The following is a 20762-nucleotide window of genomic DNA, read 5'->3' as shown; positions in this document are numbered from 1 at the left end:
CGCGAAAAACCAACAGACGACACGGACCACCTGATAGCGCTGCGTTACCGTTGACGTTTTTCGCGAGCAAGCTCGCTCCTACAGGTAGACGGCCATTCCCTCCGGCCGCCAGCGGTGTAGAATCGGACCTATTCATCGCCAGTCATCCCCCGGCGGGTTTATGAGCTCGAGGCCCAAGCAAGCGGCGATCCCGCGACGCGAGTGGCAACTTCCGGACACACGGCCATTTTTCGGGTGTTCCAGTCGTCAATTAGAAGCTCACTCCCCTTTAGTACTTGATTAGCCGCCCGGAGTGCTCCAATGCCTGATTACCGCTCGAAAACATCCACCCACGGCCGCAACATGGCCGGCGCCCGCGCACTGTGGCGCGCCACGGGGATGAAAGATGACGACTTCAAGAAGCCGATCATCGCGATTGCCAACTCGTTCACCCAGTTCGTACCCGGCCACGTCCACCTCAAGGACCTGGGCCAACTGGTCGCCCGCGAGATCGAACGCGCCGGCGGTGTAGCGAAAGAATTCAACACCATCGCCGTGGATGACGGCATCGCCATGGGCCATGACGGCATGCTGTATTCCCTGCCGAGCCGCGAGATCATCGCCGACTCCGTGGAGTACATGGTCAACGCCCACTGCGCCGACGCCATTGTGTGCATCTCCAACTGCGACAAGATCACCCCCGGCATGCTGATGGCCGCCCTGCGCCTGAACATCCCGGTGATCTTCGTCTCCGGCGGCCCGATGGAAGCCGGCAAGACCAAGCTCGCCTCCCACGGCCTCGACCTGGTGGACGCCATGGTCATCGCCGCCGATTCCAGCGCTTCTGACGAGAAGGTTGCGGAATACGAGCGCAGCGCCTGCCCTACCTGCGGTTCGTGCTCCGGCATGTTCACCGCCAACTCGATGAACTGCCTGGTGGAAGCCCTGGGCCTGGCCTTGCCGGGCAACGGCTCGACACTGGCCACCCACAGCGACCGCGAGCAACTGTTCCTGCAGGCCGGCCGCACCATCGTCGAGCTGTGCAAGCGCTACTACACCGAGAACGATGAGTCGGTGTTGCCGCGCAACATCGCCAACTTCAAGGCGTTCGAAAACGCCATGACCCTGGACATCGCCATGGGCGGTTCCACCAACACCATCCTGCACTTGCTGGCCGCCGCCCAGGAAGCCGAGATCGACTTCGACCTGCGGGACATCGACCGCCTGTCCCGCCACGTGCCGCAACTGTGCAAAGTCGCGCCGAACATCCAGAAGTACCACATGGAAGACGTGCACCGCGCCGGCGGGATCTTCTCGATCCTCGGCTCCCTGGCCCGTGGCGGCCTGTTGCACACCGACCTGCCGACCGTGCACAGCAAATCCATCGCCGAAGGCATCGCCAAGTGGGACATCACCCAGACCACTGACGAAGCCGTGCATCACTTCTTCAAGGCCGGCCCGGCCGGCATCCCGACGCAGACCGCGTTCAGCCAGTCGACCCGTTGGGAAACCCTCGACGACGACCGTGAAAACGGCTGCATCCGCAGTGTCGAGCATGCCTATTCGAAAGAGGGCGGCCTGGCCGTACTGTACGGCAACATCGCCCTCGATGGCTGCGTCGTGAAAACCGCCGGTGTCGACGAATCGATCCACGTGTTCGAAGGCCGCGCCAAGATCTACGAAAGCCAGGACAGCTCGGTACGCGGCATCCTCGCTGACGAAGTGAAGGAAGGCGACATCGTCATCATCCGTTACGAAGGCCCGAAAGGCGGCCCGGGCATGCAAGAGATGCTCTACCCGACGTCGTACCTGAAATCCAAAGGCCTGGGCAAAGCCTGCGCCTTGCTCACCGACGGCCGCTTCTCCGGTGGTACCTCGGGCCTGTCCATCGGCCACGCTTCGCCGGAAGCCGCTGCGGGCGGTGCCATCGGCCTGGTGCAGGATGGCGACAAGGTGCTGATCGACATTCCGAACCGCTCGATCAACCTGTTGATCAGCGATGAAGAACTGGCGGCACGCCGGGTCGAGCAGGACAAGAAAGGCTGGAAGCCGGTGGAGAAGCGTCCGCGCAAAGTCACCACCGCCTTGAAGGCTTATGCCCTGCTGGCCACCAGTGCCGACAAGGGTGCTGTGCGTAACAAGGCGATGCTTGACGGTCTGTAAACCTCGCCCATAAAAATGCCCCGCCATGTGCGGGGCATTTTTTTGCCTGGAGATTATTCCCCAAACAAAGGTGATCAACTGTGGGAGCGGGCTTGCTCGCGAATTGCGGTGTGCCAGTTACTGAATAAGCTGGCTGATCCACCGCCTTCGCGAGCAAGCCCGCTCCCACATTTTCGACCGAGTCCAGCCGTAATTACTGAATCTCGTCCGGCTTGACGATCACCCAGTTTTTATCCGCCGTCACCGGCAACCCTTCCTTGGCCTGGGCCGCAGCGTGCTTGGCCATCATGCCGTTGAGCTGGGTCATGTATTTGTCTTTACGGTTGATCCACAGGTGGATGCCGCCCTTGGCCACGTCCACGTCATGGAACAGCATGTAGCCGTCACTGGTCGGCGTGTCGCCACCGACGATCACCGGTTTTTTCCACTCGTCGATGTAGGTCAGGATCGCCGCGTGCTTGCCGGCCATCCAGGTGGCCGGGGTCCACAGGTACGGGGTCAGCTCCAGGCCGAGGTTGGCCTTCTCGTCATACTTGCCGGCGGCGATCTGTTTGCGGGCAGTGGTCAGCTCGCCGGTCTTGCGGTCCTTGAGCAAGGTGCTCACGCCGATGACGTTCTCGGGTTTGACGTTGTAGCCGTACTTCGGATCGGCCGCGACCATGCGCACCAACTCTTCGGACGCGGCGGTCATCACGTAGACCTCGATGCCGTTTTCCATCAGCTTGTTGAACAGCTCAGCCTGGCCGGTGAAGACCTTCGGCGGCTGCACTTCCATGTTCTTGACCACGTCACCGTCGTAATAGGTGACCGGCACCGGCTTGCCCGACGCCATCATCTCGTCGACGTAGCCCTTGAGTTCCTTGAGGGTGAAGCCGGAGAAAATCTGCGCCACCCACGGGTAGCAGACCATGTCGTCGACTTCGCAGAGGCGGTAGTAGTAGCTGAAGAGGCTTTCCTTGTGGTCGGCGGTGTCTTTGAACGGGATCAGCTTCAGGGAGGGGTCCATGGTGTCGCGGGTGATCAGGCCCTTGTTTTCCAGGTACGGCAGCAACGACTCTTCAAGGTCGTAGCGGTAACTGGTGTTGTCCATGTCGAACACCGCGAAGTTGCCCTTGTTGGCATTGGCGGCAATCATCGTGTCCAGTTGCTTGGCGGCAGCCGCAGGCCAATGTTTCAACTCGGTGGCGGCAAAGGCCTGGCTCGCGAGGCCCAGGCACAGCGCGGCGGCAAACAGTTTCGGCGCTAGCTTCATGTGCATTTTCTCCCTGAGTGAAAGACATCGACGCTAACAAATCTGTATGACAGTTATCGCCCGAGCGCGACCGCTTTCGTCGTGATCGCGCCAATGCCATACGCCTGCGCGTCATCCGCTTATTCCAAAAACGACAGTCACCATGCGATAACGTTATTAAATCAATATATTTCAAGCTGTTAGGCTTGCCGGTTCGCAATCGCAGGCTCCTGCGATTGGCTGCCTTCTCAACGGAGCTTCAATGAATCTGCCCCTGATTCTCAACTTACTGGTGTTCGTGGCCTTGCTGCTGGGCCTGGCACAAACCCGCCGAACCAACTGGAGCCTCGCCAAGAAGGTGTTGTTTGCGTTGGTACTCGGCGTGATCTTCGGTGTGGTGCTGCACGCGATCTACGGTGCCGGCAACCCGGTGCTCAAGGCCTCGATCGGCTGGTTCGACCTGGTCGGCAACGGTTACGTGCAGTTGCTGCAAATGATCGTGATCCCGCTGGTGTTCGCCTCGATCCTCAGCGCCGTGGCCCGTCTGCATAACGCCTCGTCCCTGGGCAAGATCAGCTTCCTGACCATCGGCACGCTGCTGTTCACCACGGCGATTGCGGCGCTGATCGGTATCGGCCTGACCAACCTGTTCGGCCTCACCGCCGAAGGCCTGGTGGCCGGTACCCAGGAAATGGCGCGCCTGCAAGTGATCCAGAGTGATTACGCGGGCAAGGTTGCCGACCTGAATATCCCGCAGCTGCTGCTGTCGTTCATCCCGCAGAACCCGTTCGCCGACCTGGCCCGGGCCAAGCCGACGTCGATCATCAGTGTGGTGATCTTCGCTGCATTCCTTGGGGTTGCCGCGCTGCAACTGCTCAAGGATGACGTGGAAAAAGGCCAGAAAGTCCTCAACGCCATCGACACCCTGCAAGCCTGGGTGATGCGCCTGGTGCGCCTGGTGATGAAGCTGACCCCGTACGGCGTATTGGCGCTGATGACCAAAGTGGTCGCCAGTTCCAATCTGCAAGACATCATCAAGCTCGGCAGTTTTGTGGTGGTGTCGTACCTGGCCCTGGGCCTGATGTTTGTGGTGCACGGCCTGCTGCTGTCGCTGGCCGGGATCAACCCGCTGCGGTTCTTCCGCAAGGTCTGGCCGGTGCTGACGTTCGCCTTCACCAGCCGCTCCAGCGCCGCGAGCATTCCGCTGAGCATTGAAGCGCAGACCCGTCGTTTGGGGATTCCGCAGTCCATCGCCGGTTTTGCCGCCTCGTTTGGCGCGACGATTGGCCAGAACGGTTGCGCGGGTCTTTACCCAGCGATGCTGGCGGTGATGGTTGCGCCGACCGTGGGTATCAACCCGCTGGACCCGCTGTGGATCGCAACACTGGTGGCGATTGTGACCTTGAGTTCGGCCGGTGTGGCGGGCGTGGGCGGCGGTGCGACGTTTGCCGCGCTGATCGTGCTGCCGGCGATGGGCTTGCCGGTGTCACTGGTGGCGCTGCTGATTTCGGTTGAGCCGCTGATCGACATGGGCCGTACGGCATTGAACGTGAACGGTTCGATGACGGCCGGGGCGATTACCAGCCAGATCATGCAGCAGACGGATAAAGAACTGCTCAATGCCGATGAGCATGCGGAATTGGCGCAGGCCTGACAGACCGCTATCGCAGGCAAGCCAGCTCCCACATTGAACCGGTTTTTTCAGTAATACTCGGTCAACTGTGGGAGCTGGCTTGCCTGCGATGCTCTTAGGCTTTTTCCCAGACTTCGAAGTTGTACGCCGGCTTGTCACCCTCAGCCGCATTCTCGACATTCGACACCAGCTTCCACTGGTTCAAATCAAACTCGGGAAACCACGCATCCCCGTCCGGGCTCAACGCCACCCGCGTCAAATACAGGCGATCCGCCTGCTCCAGCCCCTGGGCATACAACTGCGCGCCGCCGATCAGCATCAGCTCATCCACGCCCTGCGCCTTGGCCCATTCCTCAGCCCGCTCCACGGCCGCGTCCAGTGACGGAAAAACTTCCGCACCTTCCAGCGCCAGATCGGTCTGACGGCTGACCACAATGTTCAACCGGCCCGGCAACGGTCGCCCCAGGGAATCCCAGGTCTTGCGCCCCATGATGATCGGCTTGCCCAGGGTGGTGGCCTTGAAATATTTGAAATCCCCCGGCAAATGCCAGGGCATGCTGTTGTCGACGCCGATCACACGGTTTTCACCGAGGGCTGCGATCAGGCTTAAAGGGAGAGTTTTTTTCATGGCGACGAGAATACCAGAGCCGCGCGCGGCATACCCCAACCGGCGTTCCAGCGGTTATGCTCCAGACTCACTGGCTCAACAGGACGGCGCGTGACAGCTCTGACCCCCCTGCAAACACTCTGGCTGACCGAGACCGTGCGCCTGCGCGAGGAACACGCGGGCGCCCTGGAAGACCAGGAAGCCAATCGCCTGGCCCGCAACACCGGCGGCGATTTGCCCACGCGCATTCAAAACCGTGCGCTGTGGCTGGCCGAACGCGATGGCCTGACCGCCGCCCTGACCCGCTGGCTGCAAGGCGCGCGCCTGGCGCTGATCCTGCTGGCGGTAGTCGCCATTATCAGCGGCGCCGGCCTGGCGTTTGCCGCGCTGGGCAACGGGTTGGCGCCGGTCAATGTGTTCTGGGCCCTGGGCAGCCTGCTGGGTTTGAACCTGATCCTGTTGTTGAGCTGGGCCCTGGGCCTGCTGTTTGCCGGTGAACACGGCGCCAGTCTTGGCCGCCTGTGGTTATGGCTCAGCGAAAAACTCGCCCGCGACGCCAAGGCCGCGCAACTGGCGCCCGCCCTGCTGCTGTTGCTGCAACGGCGCAAGCTCAATCGCTGGGCCGTCGGTGTGCTGGTCAACAGCCTGTGGCTGCTGGCCCTGCTCAGCGCCCTGGTGATCCTGCTGACGCTGTTGGCCACCCGGCGCTACGGTTTTGTGTGGGAAACCACCATCCTGCGGGCGGACACCTTTGTCGCCGTGACCCAAACCCTCGGCGCCCTGCCCGCCTTGCTCGGCTTCAATGTGCCCACTGTCGAGATGATCCGCGCCAGCGGCGATGCCGCCCTGAATATCGAAAGCGCCCGCCAGGCCTGGGCCGCCTGGCTGGTGGGCGTGCTGCTGGTGTACGGCATCCTGCCGCGGCTGATCCTTGCGTTGCTGTGCCTGTGGCGTTGGAAACGTGGGCGCGCCGCCTTGAGCCTCGACCTTAACCTGCCCGGCTACAGCCAACTGCGTGAACGGCTGATGCCCAGCAGCGAACGGCTTGGGGTCAATGATGCGGCGCCCGAACAATTGCACCACGTGACCGGCGGCGTCAGTGAACTGGAAAGCAACGGCGCCCTGCTGGTGGCCATCGAGCTGGACGACCAGCGCCCATGGCCGCCGAAGCTCCCGGCCAGTGTCAAGGACGCCGGCATCCTCGACAGCCGTGAATCCCGCAACAAGCTGCTGGAGCAACTCACCCGCTTCCCGCCCGCGCGCCTGGCCATCGCCTGCGACCCACGCCGCTCGCCGGATCGCGGCAGCCTTGCGCTGATTGCCGAACTGGCCCGCAGCGCCACCGCCACTCGGGTCTGGCTGCTGCAAGCGCCCGCCGGCCAAGCCCTGGATGCTGAGCGCCTGGGTGATTGGCACACGGCCTTGCAACAACTGGAGATACCGTTCGCCGATTGCGCGCCGCTCACCTGGCTGGAGACCGGTCATGACTAAGCCCCTGAAACTTGCGGTGGTCGGCCACACCAACGTCGGCAAGACCTCGTTGCTGCGCACGCTCACGCGAGACGTCGGCTTTGGTGAAGTCTCCCATCGTCCCAGCACCACCCGGCATGTCGAAGGTGCGCGCTTGTCGGTGGACGGCGAAGCCTTGCTGGAGCTGTACGACACGCCGGGCCTGGAAGATGCCATCGCCCTGCTCGATTACCTCGAACGCCTGGACCGCCCCGGCGAACGCCTCGACGGCCCGGCACGGCTGGCGCGTTTTCTGGAAGGCAGCGAGGCCCGGCAACGCTTCGAACAGGAAGCCAAGGTGCTGCGCCAACTGCTCGCCTCCGACGCCGGGCTGTATGTGATAGACGCCCGGGAGCCGGTGCTGGCCAAGTACCGCGATGAGCTGCAAGTGCTGGCCAGCTGTGGCAAGCCGTTGCTGCCGGTGCTCAATTTTGTCAGCAGCGCCGACCACCGCGAGCCGGACTGGCGCGAAGCCCTCGCCCGCCTCGGCCTGCACGCGCTGGTGCGTTTCGACAGCGTCGCGCCGCCGGAAGACGGCGAGCGCCGGCTCTATGAAAGCCTCGCCCTGCTGCTGGAAAACTCCCGTGGGCAACTGGAACGGCTGATCCTTGATCAGGAAGCCCAGCGCCAGGCCCGCCAGCAAAGTGCGGCGCGGCTGATCGCCGAACTGCTGATCGACTGCGCCGCCTGCCGCCGCAGCGTGGTCAGCGAAGCCGAGGTAGAACAGCAAGCCATCAGCGAACTGCGCAAAGCCGTGCGCCAGCGCGAACAGCGTTGCGTGGAAGCCTTGCTCAAGCTGTTCGGCTTCCGCCCGCAGGACGCCGCCGCCAGCGATTTACCGCTGCTGGACGGGCGCTGGGGCGATGACCTGTTCAACCCCGAGACCCTCAAGCAACTGGGCGTGCGGGTCGGTGGCGGTATCGCAGCCGGCGCGGCGGCCGGTGCAGGTGTGGATCTACTCGTAGGCGGCCTGACCCTCGGCGCCGCCGCCCTCGCCGGAGCCATCGCGGGAGGCGCGCTGCAAACTGCCCGCAGTTATGGCAGCCGCCTGCTGGGCAAGATCAAGGGCCAGCGCGAGCTGACCGTCGACGACAGCGTGCTGCGCCTGTTGGCCCTGCGCCAGCGGCAACTGCTCAAGGCCCTGAACCTGCGGGGCCATGCGGCGATCCACAGCATCAAGGTCGACACGCCACAGGACAAGACCTGGCGCGAAGGCAAATTGCCCGAAGCCCTGAACAAGGCCCGGGCTCATCCGCAATGGTCGTCCCTCAACCCGCACCCCAAATTGAGCCAGGCCGAACGCCAGGAACAGGTCGAAGCCCTGGCCCAGCGCCTGGACGAGACCTAAGCCGCCAACAACTGCCGGGCCTTGGATTTCAACACTTCAAGGTCCAGCACCGGCACGTGCATTTCCTTGGCTTGTTCATCCCAGTGACGCATGCGCAGGCTGACGGCGCACAACGGGTCCTGCTCAAACGCCCGGGCTTCCTCGGCGGTCATCACGCCGCCCTGGTAACCCAGGGTGCGGCGGCTGGCCTCGCTCAACCGCGCATAGTAGTCCGGCTGGCTGAAGGTCAGGTAACGCTTGGCCTGCACGTGGTATTCCACCAGTTTTGCCAGGCGCTCGCTGAAGCCCGCCCGGCGCAGATAATCGGCGCCCAGCCGTTCATGGCTGACCACGCCATAACCGCCCATGTTCTCGCCACCTTGGCCGCAGATATGCCCGATATCGTGGAAGAACGCCGCCAGCACCACTTCATCATCGAAGCCTTCAGCCATGGCCAACTGCGCGGCCTGGGACATGTGTTCGATCTGCGAGACCGGCTCGCCAATGTAATCGGCGGTGCCGTGTTGTTCGTACAGGCCGAAGACCTCGGCGATTGCCTGCTCTGCTTTCATCACGCACTCCCCCACAGCTCAGTGATATTGCGCTCGGCCATCGCCGGCCCGACGCTCATGCCCACGCCGGTGTGCATCAACGCCGCGCTCACCCCCGGCGCCGCCCGCGTGAACGAGAACGGCCCCGGCCCACGGGAACCATAGACGCCCTGCCAGCGCTCCACGACCTGGATCTTGCAGCCCAGGGTATGTTCGGCCAGTTCGATCATCCAGTTGTCCACCTGTTCGGCGTTGAACGGTGAAGGATCGCTGCCGTAATGGTGAGAATCCCCGATGATCAGTTCGCCATAGGGTGTCGGGCTGATCAGCAGGTGAATACCGTTTTCATGCAGGTGCGGTACATCCCGCAGAATTTCGGCCTGTACCGGCGCGGCTTCCGGCAAATCGGCGAAGGCGCCGTAGTGCACGCAGCTGAGGCCGGTCAGCAGCGCGTGTTGCAGGTTCAACTCCACCACTGGCCGGGCGCGCAGCATTTGCAGGCGGCAGATTTGCGGGTTGAGTTCGGCAATCTGCTCGGCCAGCAGCGTCTGGTAGTCGTGACCGGAGCAGACAATGATCTGCTCGCCGCGAAAGGAGCCGGCAGTGGTGTGCACCTGGCCGGGTTCGATGTCGCGCACCAGGGTGGAGAAATGAAACTCCACGCCCAGTTCGCGGCTGAGGTAGTTGATCAGCGCCGGGATAGCCTCGCGCGAATACAGTTGTTGATCATCCAGGCCGTGAAGCGCAGCGCGGTGATGGGCGAACCGGCCACCGTACAGCTCGTGCAGGGCGGCGCCTTGCAGCAACTTGACGCGATAACCGTGTTCTTGCGCGCGACCGGCGCAGAAGGCTTCAAGCAAGTGTTCTTCGGCTTCGGTGCGGGCGAACAAATAAGAGCCGTTGCGCTTGAGCTGGATGCCGGCGAGTTGCGCCCACTGGCCCCAGATTTCGCGGCTTTCCCGCGCCAGGTCGAGCATCGGCCCGGGCGGCTGGCCGGTGACCAGTGCCTGGCCGAAGTTGCGCACGGAAGCACCCAGCGGTGTGGCGCTACGCTCGAAGACCTTGACCTTGAGGCCGCGTTTGGCAGCGACAAAGGCATGGGACAGGCCGAGGATGCCGGCGCCGATGATCAGCAGTTGTGTCATGAAGACCTCTCGTTCCCACGCTCCGCGTGGGAATGCATCCTGTGACGCTCCGCGTCACGACTACAAAAGCGGACGCAGAGCGTCCAGAGCAGCGTTCCCACGCAGAGCGTGGGAACGATCGGTGGTTATTGTTTTTCCGACTTGCCGTCATAGCGCTTGCGCCATTCGGTCAGGATGCTGTCGCGGTTTTTCGACGCCCAGGCAAAGTCATTCTTGATCAACCGCTGCTCGTAGTCCGCCGGCAACTCGGTCTGCGGCTTGGCGATGCCCGGCTGGGCCAGTACCGCGAAGTTTTCCTTGTACAGCTCCATCGCCGCGGGGCTGGCGGAGAAGTCGGCGAGTTTCTGTGCCGCGTCTGCGTGGGCAGTGCCCTTGATCACGGCAGTGGCTTCGATATCCCAGCCCAGGCCTTCTTTCGGCAGGATGATGTCCAGCGGTGCGCCCTGGCGCTTCAGCTGAACGGCCGGGTATTCGAAGGAAATGCCGATCGGGAATTCACCCGAGGCCGCCAGCTTGCAGGGTTTGGAACCGGAGTGAACGTACTGGCCGATGTTCTGGTGCAGGTCGTCCATGTACTGCCAGCCCTGCTTCTCGCCGAAGGTCTGCAACCAGGCGCTCACATCCAGGAAACCGGTGCCGGACGAGGCCGGGTTGGGCATCACGATCTTGCCCTTGTACTCAGGCTTGGTCAGGTCCTGCCAGCTCACCGGCTTGCTCAGGCCCTGCTTTTCGGCTTCGACGGTGTTGAAGCAAATGGTCGCAGCCCACACGTCCATGCCGACCCAGGCCGGCGGGTTGGCGGCGTCGCGGTAGTTCGCACCGATCCTGCTCAAATCTGCCGGTGCGTAGTTTTGCAGCATGCCCTGCTGATCGAGAATCGCCAGGCTGGAAGCTGCCAGGCCCCAGACCACATCAGCCTGCGGGCGGGCTTTTTCGGCAAGCAGCTTGGCGGTGATGATGCCGGTGGAATCGCGCACCCATTTGATCTCGATGTCCGGGTTAACCTTTTCAAAGGCCTGTTTGTAGGTCTTCAATTGCTCGGCTTCGAGGGCCGTGTACACGGTCAACTCGGTCTTGGCGGCAAAGGCATTCAGGCTGAACGCAGTGAGCACAGCAGCGGCTAACGCCAGGGGCTTGAACATGGTGCAGTTCCTTTATGGTTGAATTATTGGCCGGGCGCGGTTTGGCGCCAGGCCTGGGAGCGGCGCAACAAGCCGCGTGAGGCCCACGCCAGCAGCAAGGACACGCCCGCCGAGGTGAACAGGATCAGGGTCGACATGGCCGCCGCACCGCCGACGTTGCCGGCGTCGTCCATGTTCAGTACGGCGACGGCGGCGAGGATGGAGTCGGGGCTGTAGAGGAAGATCGCGGCGGAGACGGTGGTCATCGCCGAAACGAACAGGTAGCGCACGATGTCCAGCAGCGCCGGCAGGCAGATCGGCACGGTGACCCGCAGGTAATGGCGGTACAGCGGCGCCTTCAGCGACAGCGCGGCGGCTTCGAATTCCGCGTCCAGTTGGCGCAGGGCCGTGGTGGCGGTCATTTGGGCGGTGGTCAAATAGTGAGCAATGGTGCACACCACCAGCAACGTCATGGTGCCGTAGAGCACATGCAGCGGGTTGCCGTTGAGGTTGAAAAAGAACACGTAGCCCAGGCCCAGCACCAACCCCGGCACCGCCATCGGCACGAAGCTGAGCATGCGCAGCGCCAGGTTCAGGCCCTTCTGGCCCCTGGTCTTTTCCATCAGGTAGGCGCCGGTGAAGATCAGCACGCTGCCGATCAACGCGGTGCACAGGGCCATGGTGATGCTGTTGCGGTAGGCCAGCCAGCCGCCGCCGGCCGTGTCTTCGAACTGGTAGTGGGCCAGGGACAGCGACAGGTTGTAGGGCCAGAATTTCACCAGGGATGAGTAGACCGCCATGCCGAACACCAGCAGCAGGATCGCGCAGATCAGCAGGACGATGGCCAGGTAGCAGCCATCCCGCAGTTTCGACGGCGCCGGCTGGAACACCTGGGCGCGGCCGCTCATGGAGTCGCCATGGCGGCGGCGCAACCAGGCGTCGACACCGAAGCTGAACAGCGCCGGCAGCAGCAGGACCATGCCGATCAAGGCGCCGCGGCCGAATTGCTGCTGGCCGACCACAGCTTTGTAGGCTTCCAGCGCCAGTACTTGATAGTCGCCACCGACTACCACGGGCACGCCAAAGTCAGTGATGGTCAGAGTGAACACCAGGCAAAACGCGGCAAACACGGCCTGGCGCGTCGCCGGCCAGGTGATGCTGCGAAACGCCCGGGCGGGACTCGCGCCCATGCTCGATGCGGCATCGAACAAACGTGCATCCGCCAGGGAAAGCGCCGACAACAGGATCATCAAGGCATGGGGAAAGGTGTAGATCACTTCGCCGAGGACGATGCCCCAGAAGCCATAGATGTTGTCCGACAGCAGCCCGCGCAACATGCCCTGGTTGCCGAACAGGTAGACCAGCGCAATCCCGGGCAACATCGACGGCGCCATCAACGGCAGCAGCGACATGCCGCGCCAGATCGCCTTGCCCGGAATAAGCGTGCGTTGCAAAGCGTAGGCAAACAGATAAGCCAGTGGTACGACGATGGCGGCAACGCTGCCGGAAACCTTCAGGCTGTTACCGAGCAGCCAGTGGAAATTGTCGCTGGTGACCAACTCCCGCGCCGCCACCAGGCCACCGCCCTGCCCGGCTTCACTGCTGAAGCCGCGCCAGAAGATCGCCAGCAGCGGCATCAGCACCGCGACGCCCAGCAGGCACAGCCAGAGCAGCTTGCCGCCGACTACAAAAATACGGTCGCCGAGTTCGGCACGGGAAACCTGACGAGCCACGTTATCGGGTATCGGCAGAGTCATATCGCGGGCCATCTCAGGCAAACACCTGCAGGCTGCGCGGGGGCAGCGCGACCCAGATGTCCTGGGCGCCAAGGCGCGGCATGGCTTCCGGGGCCAATTCGGCCAGCAGCGGATGGCCGGGCAGTTGGTCCAGCTCGAAGCTCATGCGGCAGCGGTTGCCGAGGAAAGTGATCTCGCGGACCTTGGCCGGGAACAGGTTTTCTTCATGCACCGGCGGGTTGACGCTGATGGCTTCCGGGCGGCAGAACAGACGGCCCGATTTCGCGACGCCTGCGTTGTCCGCCAGGCGCATATTCATGCCGCCAACCTGAGCGTGGCTGGCGCTGTTGCGACTGAACGGCAGCCAGTTGCCCTGGCCGACAAACTCGGCCACGAACGGTGTGGCCGGGCGGTCGTAGATTTCCTGGGGCGTGGCGTACTGCTCGACCTTGCCGTTGTTCATCACGGCAATGCGGTCGGCCATCAGCATGGCCTCGTCCTGGTTGTGGGTGACCATCAGGGTGGTGATGCCCAGGCGGCGCTGCAGTTGGCGCAGCTCGGTGCACAGATGCTCGCGCACCCGGGCGTCGAGGGCCGACATGGGTTCGTCCAGCAGCAGCAAGGACGGCGCCGGCGCCAGGGCGCGAGCCATTGCCACACGCTGTTGTTGGCCGCCGGAAAGTTGGCCGGGGTATTTCTTTTCGCTGCCCACCAAACCCACCAGTTCAAGCATCTGCCCGACACGCTTGCGCACTTCATCACGGCCACTGCCGGTGAGGCCGTAGCCGATGTTCGCTTCGACGGTGAGATTGGGAAACAGCGCGTAGGACTGGAACAGAATGCCGTAGTCCCGAGCCTGGGGTGCCAGTAGGGAAACATCGCGGTCGCCGAGATACAACTCGCCGCTGTCCTGGCGCTCCAGGCCGGCGATGCAGCGTAGCAAGGTGGTCTTGCCGCAGCCCGACGGGCCCAGCAGGCACACCAGTTCGCCAGCGGCGACGTCCAGGGACACGTTATCCAGCGCGGTGAAGGCGCCGAAGCGTTTCTGTACACCGCGCACCTTCATTGGCGCGCCGGGATTAGTCATGGCTGTGTTCATGGAGGCACCTCATCAAACTGATGAAGGTCATCCTAGGCAGGCAATGCGTCCCTCTTGTGGCAGAAAGGCAAAACGTGGCGATAGTGGTATTGGTGGATTTGGGTAGGGCTGGAAAGGGACGGTGACAGGGCTACCGCTTTCGCGAGCAAGCCCGCTCCCACATTGGATCGCATTCCAAACGTCAAACTCGGTCGAAGGTGGGAGCGGGCTTGCTCGCGAATGGCAAAGCCAGCGTAACACTTTAGATCGGCGACATTTCCTGCGCCAACCCCAGGAACGCCGCCGGCAACCGGGCGCCCTTTCGCTCTTTGAGGCAGTACAAATACTCGGGAATCTGCGGCGCATTCTCGATGGTCAGCACCCGCAATTGCGGGTCGTGGGGCACTTCCTGGCGGGCAATGATGCTGATGCCGATATTGCGCAGCACTGCCTCACGGATCGATTCCCGGCTGCCGATCTCCAGCAACGGCCCGTAACTCACGCCGGCGCCCTGCAACATCTCTTCGGTCAATCGACGGGTGGTCGACCCCGGCTCGCGCATCAGCAAGGTATGCCCGGCCAGCGCGGTCAGCGGTACATGTTCAAGTACCGCCAGCGGATGATTGCGATGCACCGCCAGCACCAGCGGGTCCATGCCCAGTACCCGCCGGATCAGGCGCGGGTCTTCAAGCAATTGGGACGAGGCGGCGACGTCGACGCGGTAGTCATCCAGCGCTTCCAGCACCTGCTGGGAGTTGCCGATCTCCACCGAAACCTCGACCTGCGGCAGCCGCTCGCGGAAGGTCTTGACCAGGTCGAGGATGTAATAAGGTGCCGTCGCGGCAATCCTCAAGGCTCCTTGTACCTGGCCACTGTTGCGCAGGAAAAACTCGATGTCCGCTTCCTGCTGCAACAGCGCCTTGACCATCGGCAACAGCCGCGCGCCTTCGTCGCTGACGGTCAGGCGGCGCCCGCCACGGTAGAACAACTCCACCGAGTACTGGCTTTCCAGGTGACGAATCTGGGTGGTCACCGTGGGCTGGCTGAGCCCGAGCTTTTTCGCCGCCTGGGTAATGCTGCCCAGGCGGGCGACCATGTAAAACGCCTTCAGCTCGGCACTCAGCACACCACCCTCTCATCGACTATTTGCGCAGCAGGCGCAGACCATTGAATACCACCAGCAGGCTCACGCCCATGTCGGCGAACACCGCCATCCACATGGTGGCCATCCCAAGGAAGGTCACCGCGAGGAAGATCGCCTTGATCACCAGGGCCAGGGCGATGTTCTGCTTGAGGATACTCGACGTTTGCCGCGACAGCCGAATGAATGCTGGAATCTTGCGCAGGTCGTCGTCCATCAGGGCCACGTCGGCGGTCTCGATGGCGGTATCGGTACCCGCAGCAGCCATGGCAAACCCGATCTCGGAACGGGCCAGCGCCGGGGCGTCGTTGATGCCGTCGCCGACCATGCCGACCCGGTGGCCCTTGGCGTAGAGCGCTTCGATGGCTTGCAGTTTGTCGGTGGGCAACAGGTCGCCCTGGGCTTGGTCGATGCCCACCTGATCGGCGATCGCCTTGGCCGTGTGGGTGTTGTCGCCGGTCAGCATCAGGGTCTTGATGCCCAGGTCATGCAACTGCTGGATGGCTTCGCGGCTGGTATCCTTCACGGTGTCGGCCACGGCGAACAGCGCCAGCGGGCCGGACTTGTCCAGCAGCAGGACCACGGACTTGCCTTGTTTTTCCAGGGCGAAGAGCTTCTTCTCCAGGGCCGGCGAGCACAGGTTCAGCTCTTCCACCAGACGGTGGTTGCCCAGGTAGTAGACCTCGCCATTGATTTCACCCTTCACACCGCGACCGGTCAGGGCCTCGAAGTTATCCACCGTGTGAACGGCGAGATTCTTATCCACAGCCGCGTTGGCGATGGCCAGGGACACCGGGTGATCGGAGCGCCCGGCCAGGCTCGCGGCCAGGGCCGGTGCGCTGTCTTCCATGTTCGGGAACAGCGCCAGGTAATCGGTTTGCACCGGCTTGCCGTGGGTGATGGTGCCCGTCTTGTCGAGGGCCAGGTAGTCGAGTTTGTAGCCACCCTCCAGGTACACACCGCCCTTGATCAGGATGCCTTTGCGCGCCGCGGCGGCCAGGCCGCTGACGATGGTCACCGGGGTGGAAATCACCAGTGCACATGGGCACGCGACCACCAGCAATACCAGTGCGCGGTAGACCCATTCAAACCACACACCGCCCATGAACAGCGGCGGAATCAACGCCACACCCAGGGCAAAGATGAACACCGCCGGGGTGTAGACCTTGGCGAAGGTGTCGACAAAACGCTGGGTTGGCGCGCGGGCGCCCTGGGCCTGTTCCACGGCGTGGATGATCCGCGCCAGGGTGGAGTTGTTGGCGGCTGCAGTGACTTTGTATTCCAGGGAGCCGGCCTGGTTGATGGTGCCGGCGAAGACTTTGTCGCCCACGGTCTTTTCGATCGGCAGGCTTTCACCGGTAATCGGCGCCTGGTCGATGGTGGACTGGCCGGAGGTGACTTCACCATCCAGGCCAATGCGCTCGCCGGGACGAACCCGCACGATGGCGCCCAGTTCGATGACTTTAACCTCCTGTTCAACCCAACTGCCATCGGCCTGACGGACCGTGGCCTGCTCCGGCGTCATCTGCATCAAGCCGCTGATGGCGTTACGTGCGCGGTCCAGGGACTTGGCCTCGATCAACTCGGCCACGGTGAACAGGAACATCACCATCGCCGCTTCCGGCCACTGACCGATCAGGATCGCGCCGGTGACGGCGATGCTCATCAGGGCGTTGATGTTCAGGTTGAGGTTTTTCAGGGCGATCCAGCCCTTTTTGTAGGTGGTGAGGCCGCCGCTGAAGATCGAGATCAGCGCGACCAGGGCAATCACCCACGTCGGGGCTGCGTTGGTGAAGTGCAGCACTTCAGCACCCAGCGCGCCCACGCCGGACACAGCCAGCGGCCACCAGTGCTTCTTCGCCGGCGGCTCAGCCGGGGCGACGCCTGCTTCGATGGGGTCCGCCTGCATGCCCAGGGACTTGATGGCGTCGATGATCGGCGCGGTCGTTGGCAGGTCGTGGGTGACGCCGAGAATGCGGTTGATCAGGTTGAATTCCAGCTGCTGCACACCCGCAAGCTTGCCCAGTTTGTTCTGGATCAGCGTCTGCTCGGTGGGGCAGTCCATGGCTTCGATGCGGAAGGTGCTCAGCCGCGAGCCCGCTGTCGGGGCTTCGGTCAGCTTCACCAGCGCCGGCGCGGCCTTGCTGGAACAGCAGGAATCGCCATGGCTGCCATGGTCGTGCTTCTGCACAGGTTTGAGCTTGGGGCCGTGATCGTGCGCGTGGTCATGATCATGGTCGTGCTTGTGCGGGGTGTGGATGGAATCGCTCATTCTGTCGCGTCCGTTAAGGTGCCTGTTGCCAAGTAAAGACCCTGTAGCCACTATAGGGTCAAGCATCCTTTTGGAGATTGCTGCGATGAAGATCGGCGAATTGGCAAAATTGACGGATTGCCAGGTGGAAACCATCCGTTATTACGAGAAGGAAGGCCTGCTGCCGCCGCCTGCGCGCAGTGACGGTAATTACCGGCTGTACACCCAGGCGCACACCGAACGGCTGGTGTTTATCCGCAACTGCCGCAGCCTGGACATGACCCTTGAGGAAATTCGCAGCCTGCTGGGCCTGCGTGACAGTCCTCAGGACCAGTGCGAAAGCGTGAATGCATTGATTGACGAGCATATCCACCACGTGAAGGCGCGGATCGACGGGCTGCTGGCGTTGCAGGAACAGTTGCTCGACCTGCGCCAACGCTGCGGCGGCGGGCCGGATCTGGATCAGTGCGGGATTTTGCAGCGACTGGAAGTCAGCGGGAGTGTCGCGGCCAGCGAGGCTGAGCCCTCACATGTGGGCAGAAGCCACGGGCATTGAATGTGTACACAAAAAAATGTGGGAGCGGGCTTGCTCGCGAATACGGTGTGTCAGCCACTGAATGTGTTTCTGATACACCGTATTCGCGAGCAAGCCCGCTCCCACATTTGGACCGAGATCGCTTTTAGATCGCTACATCGGCCTTGATGCTCGGATCAGCGTCATAGCCCACGATTTCAAAATCTTCGAATTTGTAATCGTAGATCGACGCGGGTTTGCGCTTGATCACCAGTTCCGGCAGCTTCTTCGGCGTGCGCGCCAGCTGGGTCTGGATCTGTTCCATATGGTTGCTGTAGGCATGGGTGTCGCCCGTGGTGACGATGATCTCGTGAGGGATCAGGTCGCACTGCTGGGCCAGCATATGGGTCAGTAGCGCCAGGGCCGCGGTGTTGTACGGCAGGCCGAGGAATACATCTGAGCTGCGGATGTACAACTGCATCGACAGATGACCGTCATGCACAAACGCCTGGTACAGCAGGTGGCAAGGTGGCAGCGCTTGCTTGCCGTCCCGGGCGTTCTGCTGCGGGCTTTTGGTCTCGTCCGGCAGGTACTCGACGTTCCAGCCGTGAAACAGGATGCGGCGGCTGTTGGGGTTGGTCTTCAGCGTCTCGACCATGTAGTCGATCTGGTTGATCTTGCCGCCGTCCTTGGTGGGCCAGGCGGTCCACTGCTCGCCGTACACCGGGCCCAGGTCGCCGTCTTCGGTGGCCCATTCGTTCCAGATACGCACGCCATTTTCGTTCAGCCACTTGATGTTGGTGTTGCCACTCAACATCCAGATCAATTCATTGGCGATGCTTTTGAAGTGAAGCTTCTTGGTGGTCAGCAGCGGGAAGCCGTCGGCCAAGCTATGCCGAAACTGACGGGCAAACACGGCCTTGGTGCCGGTGCCGGTGCGGTCGCCCTTGGTCAGGCCATTGGTCACGACATCGTTCAGTAGTTCGAGATATTGCTTCATGTGTATACCTGTATCGTTGAAGCCGGGACCCTCGGGCCCCGGCGTTCGAATTTAAAGCGCGGTGTTCTTGATGCCTTGCGGGCGATTGTAAGCCCACCACAGCAGGCCCAGGCCGGCGATGATCATCGGCAGGCTGAGAATCTGCCCCATGGTCACCCAGCCCCACGCCAGGTAGCCCAACTGCGCATCCGGCACCCGTACGAACTCGACGATAAAGCGGAAGATCCCGTAGAACAACGCGAACATCCCCGAAACGGCCATGGTCGGGCGTGGCTTGCGCGAGAAGATATAGAGGATCAGGAACAGCGCCACGCCTTCCAGGGCGAACTGGTACAACTGCGAGGGGTGGCGCGGCAATTGCGCCGGGTCGCTGAACGGCGGGAACACCATGGCCCACGGCACGTCAGTCGGCTTGCCCCACAGTTCGGCGTTGATGAAGTTACCGATGCGCCCGGCACCCAGGCCAATCGGCACGAACGGTGCGACGAAGTCCATCAACTGGAAGAACGACTTGCCGTTACGCCGGCCAAACCACCAGGCGGCGATCATCACCCCCACAAACCCGCCGTGGAACGCCATGCCGCCCTTCCACACCTCGAAGATCAGCGTCGGGTTGGCGATGTAGGCTGGCAGGTCGTAGAACAGCACATAACCCAGGCGTCCGCCGACGATGACCCCCATCGACATCCAGAACACCATGTCGGAGAGCTTCTCCTTGGTCCAGGTCGGGTCGAAACGGTTCAGGCGCCGGGAAGCCAGCAGCCAGGCACCGCCGATGCCGATCAGGTACATCAACCCGTACCAGTGGATTTGCAGCGGACCGATGGCCACGGCCACCGGGTTGATCTGCGGGTAAGGCAGCATTGCGACTCCTCGTTAAATCAATAGTCATGGCGCATCGGACCATGCCGGTGCGCGATTAAGCCTGCGTTACAGCAAAAAATTCAGCCCTACGCAAAACAGCAGCCCGGCGAACAGCCGCTTGAGCAAGCGCGGCGACAACCGGTGCGCCAGGCGCGCGCCGAAACGGGCCGCCACCATGCTGGTCAGGGCGATGCCCAGCAGCGCCGGCAAGTACACAAAACCGAGACTATGCTCGGGCAGCAGCGGATCATGCCAGCCCAGAATCATGAAACTTAACGCACTGGCCACGGCGATCGGCAAGCCGCAGGCCGACGAAGTGGCCACTGCCTGCTGCATCGGCACGCTGCGCCAGGTCAGGAACGGCACGGTCAACGAACCGCCGCCGGTGCCGAAAATCGCCGACGACCAGCCGATCACGCCGCCCGCCAGGGTCAGGCCGAGCTTGCCCGGCACCTGGCGGCTGGCCTTGGGCTTGAGCTCCAGGGTCATCTGCACGGCGATCACCAGGGCGAACACACCGATGATCTTCTGTAGATGCGGCCCGGAGATCGCCTCGGCGGTCAGCGCGCCAACGCCCGCGCCCAGCAGGATACCCACGGCCATCCATACGAAGATCGGCCAGCGCACGGCGCCGCGCCGATGATGCTCACGCACCGCATTCACCGACGTGAAGATAATAGACGCCAGGGACGTGCCGACAGCGAGGTGGGTCAGCACCGCGGGATCGAAGCCCTGCAAGGTGAAGCTGAACACCAGCACCGGCACAATAATGATGCCGCCGCCCACGCCGAACAGCCCGGCGAGCATGCCCGCGCAGGATCCCAGCAGCAAATACAGCAGAAATTCCATGGGAGCCCCCGAAAACAGACCGGCATGTTAACGGATGCAAAGCACAGGGTTCTATGGGTAGAG

Annotated in this window: 17 protein-coding genes; 5 read left to right on the top strand and 12 right to left on the bottom strand. The window is 62.7% G+C overall.

The window, feature by feature from the left end; all coding sequences use genetic code 11:
* The first annotated feature begins 300 nt into the window (after window positions 1-300).
* Window positions 301-2142, top strand: coding sequence for a dihydroxy-acid dehydratase (gene ilvD, locus AC3WKX_RS01280; protein ID WP_003213802.1), 1842 nt, complete (start codon window positions 301-303; stop codon window positions 2140-2142).
* Window positions 2143-2335: 193 nt separating this feature from the next.
* Here the strand turns inward: ilvD and AC3WKX_RS01275 are convergent, their stop codons facing one another.
* A complete protein-coding gene (locus AC3WKX_RS01275; RefSeq protein ID WP_003213803.1) occupies window positions 2336-3394 on the bottom strand; it encodes an HAD family hydrolase in 1059 nt (352 codons plus the stop codon).
* Window positions 3395-3635: 241 nt separating this feature from the next.
* Here AC3WKX_RS01275 and AC3WKX_RS01270 point away from each other — a divergent pair, with 241 nt between their 5' ends.
* Complete coding sequence (locus AC3WKX_RS01270) at window positions 3636-5027, top strand: L-cystine transporter (protein ID WP_003213804.1); 1392 nt, start codon at window positions 3636-3638, stop codon at window positions 5025-5027.
* Between the two features lie 94 nt (window positions 5028-5121).
* Here the strand turns inward: AC3WKX_RS01270 and AC3WKX_RS01265 are convergent, their stop codons facing one another.
* Window positions 5122-5634, bottom strand: coding sequence for a dihydrofolate reductase (locus AC3WKX_RS01265; RefSeq protein WP_008438965.1), 513 nt, complete (start codon window positions 5632-5634; stop codon window positions 5122-5124).
* 90 nt (window positions 5635-5724) lie between these two features.
* Between AC3WKX_RS01265 and AC3WKX_RS01260 the strand changes: the two genes are divergently transcribed.
* On the top strand, window positions 5725-7104 hold the full coding sequence (locus AC3WKX_RS01260; RefSeq protein WP_102604115.1) for a DUF2868 domain-containing protein: 1380 nt from the start codon (window positions 5725-5727) through the stop codon (window positions 7102-7104).
* Window positions 7097-8470, top strand: coding sequence for a DUF3482 domain-containing protein (locus tag AC3WKX_RS01255; protein ID WP_102604114.1), 1374 nt, complete (start codon window positions 7097-7099; stop codon window positions 8468-8470). Before AC3WKX_RS01260 ends, AC3WKX_RS01255 begins: the two co-directional genes overlap by 8 nt.
* On the opposite strand, the gene AC3WKX_RS01250 is transcribed toward AC3WKX_RS01255, so the two are convergent.
* The 7 genes from AC3WKX_RS01250 to AC3WKX_RS01220 form a co-directional block, all read right to left on the bottom strand.
* On the bottom strand, window positions 8467-9021 hold the full coding sequence (locus AC3WKX_RS01250; RefSeq protein ID WP_102604113.1) for a phosphonate degradation HD-domain oxygenase: 555 nt from the start codon (window positions 9019-9021) through the stop codon (window positions 8467-8469). The genes AC3WKX_RS01255 and AC3WKX_RS01250 overlap by 4 nt on opposite strands.
* Entirely contained in the window at window positions 9021-10145 is a 1125-nt protein-coding gene (locus AC3WKX_RS01245; protein ID WP_102604112.1) for a TIGR03364 family FAD-dependent oxidoreductase, read from the bottom strand. The genes AC3WKX_RS01250 and AC3WKX_RS01245 overlap by 1 nt, the downstream gene beginning before the upstream one ends.
* A 125-nt stretch (window positions 10146-10270) precedes the next feature.
* The gene (locus AC3WKX_RS01240) at window positions 10271-11287 is read right to left on the bottom strand and encodes a putative 2-aminoethylphosphonate ABC transporter substrate-binding protein (protein ID WP_102604111.1); all 1017 of its coding nucleotides are present in this window, start codon (window positions 11285-11287) and stop codon (window positions 10271-10273) included.
* Between the two features lie 23 nt (window positions 11288-11310).
* Window positions 11311-13035: a putative 2-aminoethylphosphonate ABC transporter permease subunit gene (locus AC3WKX_RS01235; RefSeq protein WP_102604110.1), complete on the bottom strand. Its 1725-nt coding sequence runs from the start codon at window positions 13033-13035 to the stop codon at window positions 11311-11313.
* Between the two features lies 1 nt (window position 13036).
* On the bottom strand, window positions 13037-14101 hold the full coding sequence (locus AC3WKX_RS01230; protein WP_102604109.1) for a putative 2-aminoethylphosphonate ABC transporter ATP-binding protein: 1065 nt from the start codon (window positions 14099-14101) through the stop codon (window positions 13037-13039).
* A 241-nt stretch (window positions 14102-14342) separates the two neighbouring features.
* Window positions 14343-15206, bottom strand: coding sequence for a LysR family transcriptional regulator (locus AC3WKX_RS01225; RefSeq protein ID WP_102604108.1), 864 nt, complete (start codon window positions 15204-15206; stop codon window positions 14343-14345).
* 16 nt (window positions 15207-15222) lie between these two features.
* Window positions 15223-17493: a heavy metal translocating P-type ATPase gene (locus tag AC3WKX_RS01220; RefSeq protein ID WP_102604107.1), complete on the bottom strand. Its 2271-nt coding sequence runs from the start codon at window positions 17491-17493 to the stop codon at window positions 15223-15225.
* Between the two features lie 85 nt (window positions 17494-17578).
* Between AC3WKX_RS01220 and cadR the strand changes: the two genes are divergently transcribed.
* Window positions 17579-18028 carry a Cd(II)/Pb(II)-responsive transcriptional regulator gene (gene cadR / locus AC3WKX_RS01215; RefSeq protein ID WP_017476559.1) on the top strand — a complete coding sequence of 150 codons (450 nt, stop codon included), beginning with the start codon at window positions 17579-17581 and terminating at the stop codon, window positions 18026-18028.
* 124 nt (window positions 18029-18152) lie between these two features.
* Here the strand turns inward: cadR and AC3WKX_RS01210 are convergent, their stop codons facing one another.
* From AC3WKX_RS01210 to AC3WKX_RS01200, 3 genes are all read right to left on the bottom strand, one after another.
* Window positions 18153-18986, bottom strand: coding sequence for a thymidylate synthase (locus AC3WKX_RS01210; RefSeq protein ID WP_102604106.1), 834 nt, complete (start codon window positions 18984-18986; stop codon window positions 18153-18155).
* 51 nt (window positions 18987-19037) lie between these two features.
* Window positions 19038-19850, bottom strand: coding sequence for a prolipoprotein diacylglyceryl transferase (gene lgt / locus AC3WKX_RS01205; protein ID WP_003213823.1), 813 nt, complete (start codon window positions 19848-19850; stop codon window positions 19038-19040).
* Window positions 19851-19916: 66 nt separating this feature from the next.
* Entirely contained in the window at window positions 19917-20699 is a 783-nt protein-coding gene (locus AC3WKX_RS01200) for a sulfite exporter TauE/SafE family protein (RefSeq protein ID WP_102604105.1), read from the bottom strand.
* Between the last annotated feature and the right edge of the window lie 63 nt (window positions 20700-20762).

Source organism: Pseudomonas sp. GP01-A4, from assembly GCF_058780865.1.
The sequence above is the reverse complement of the archived record's forward strand: the minus strand, read 5'-3'. Positions and strand labels throughout refer to the sequence as shown.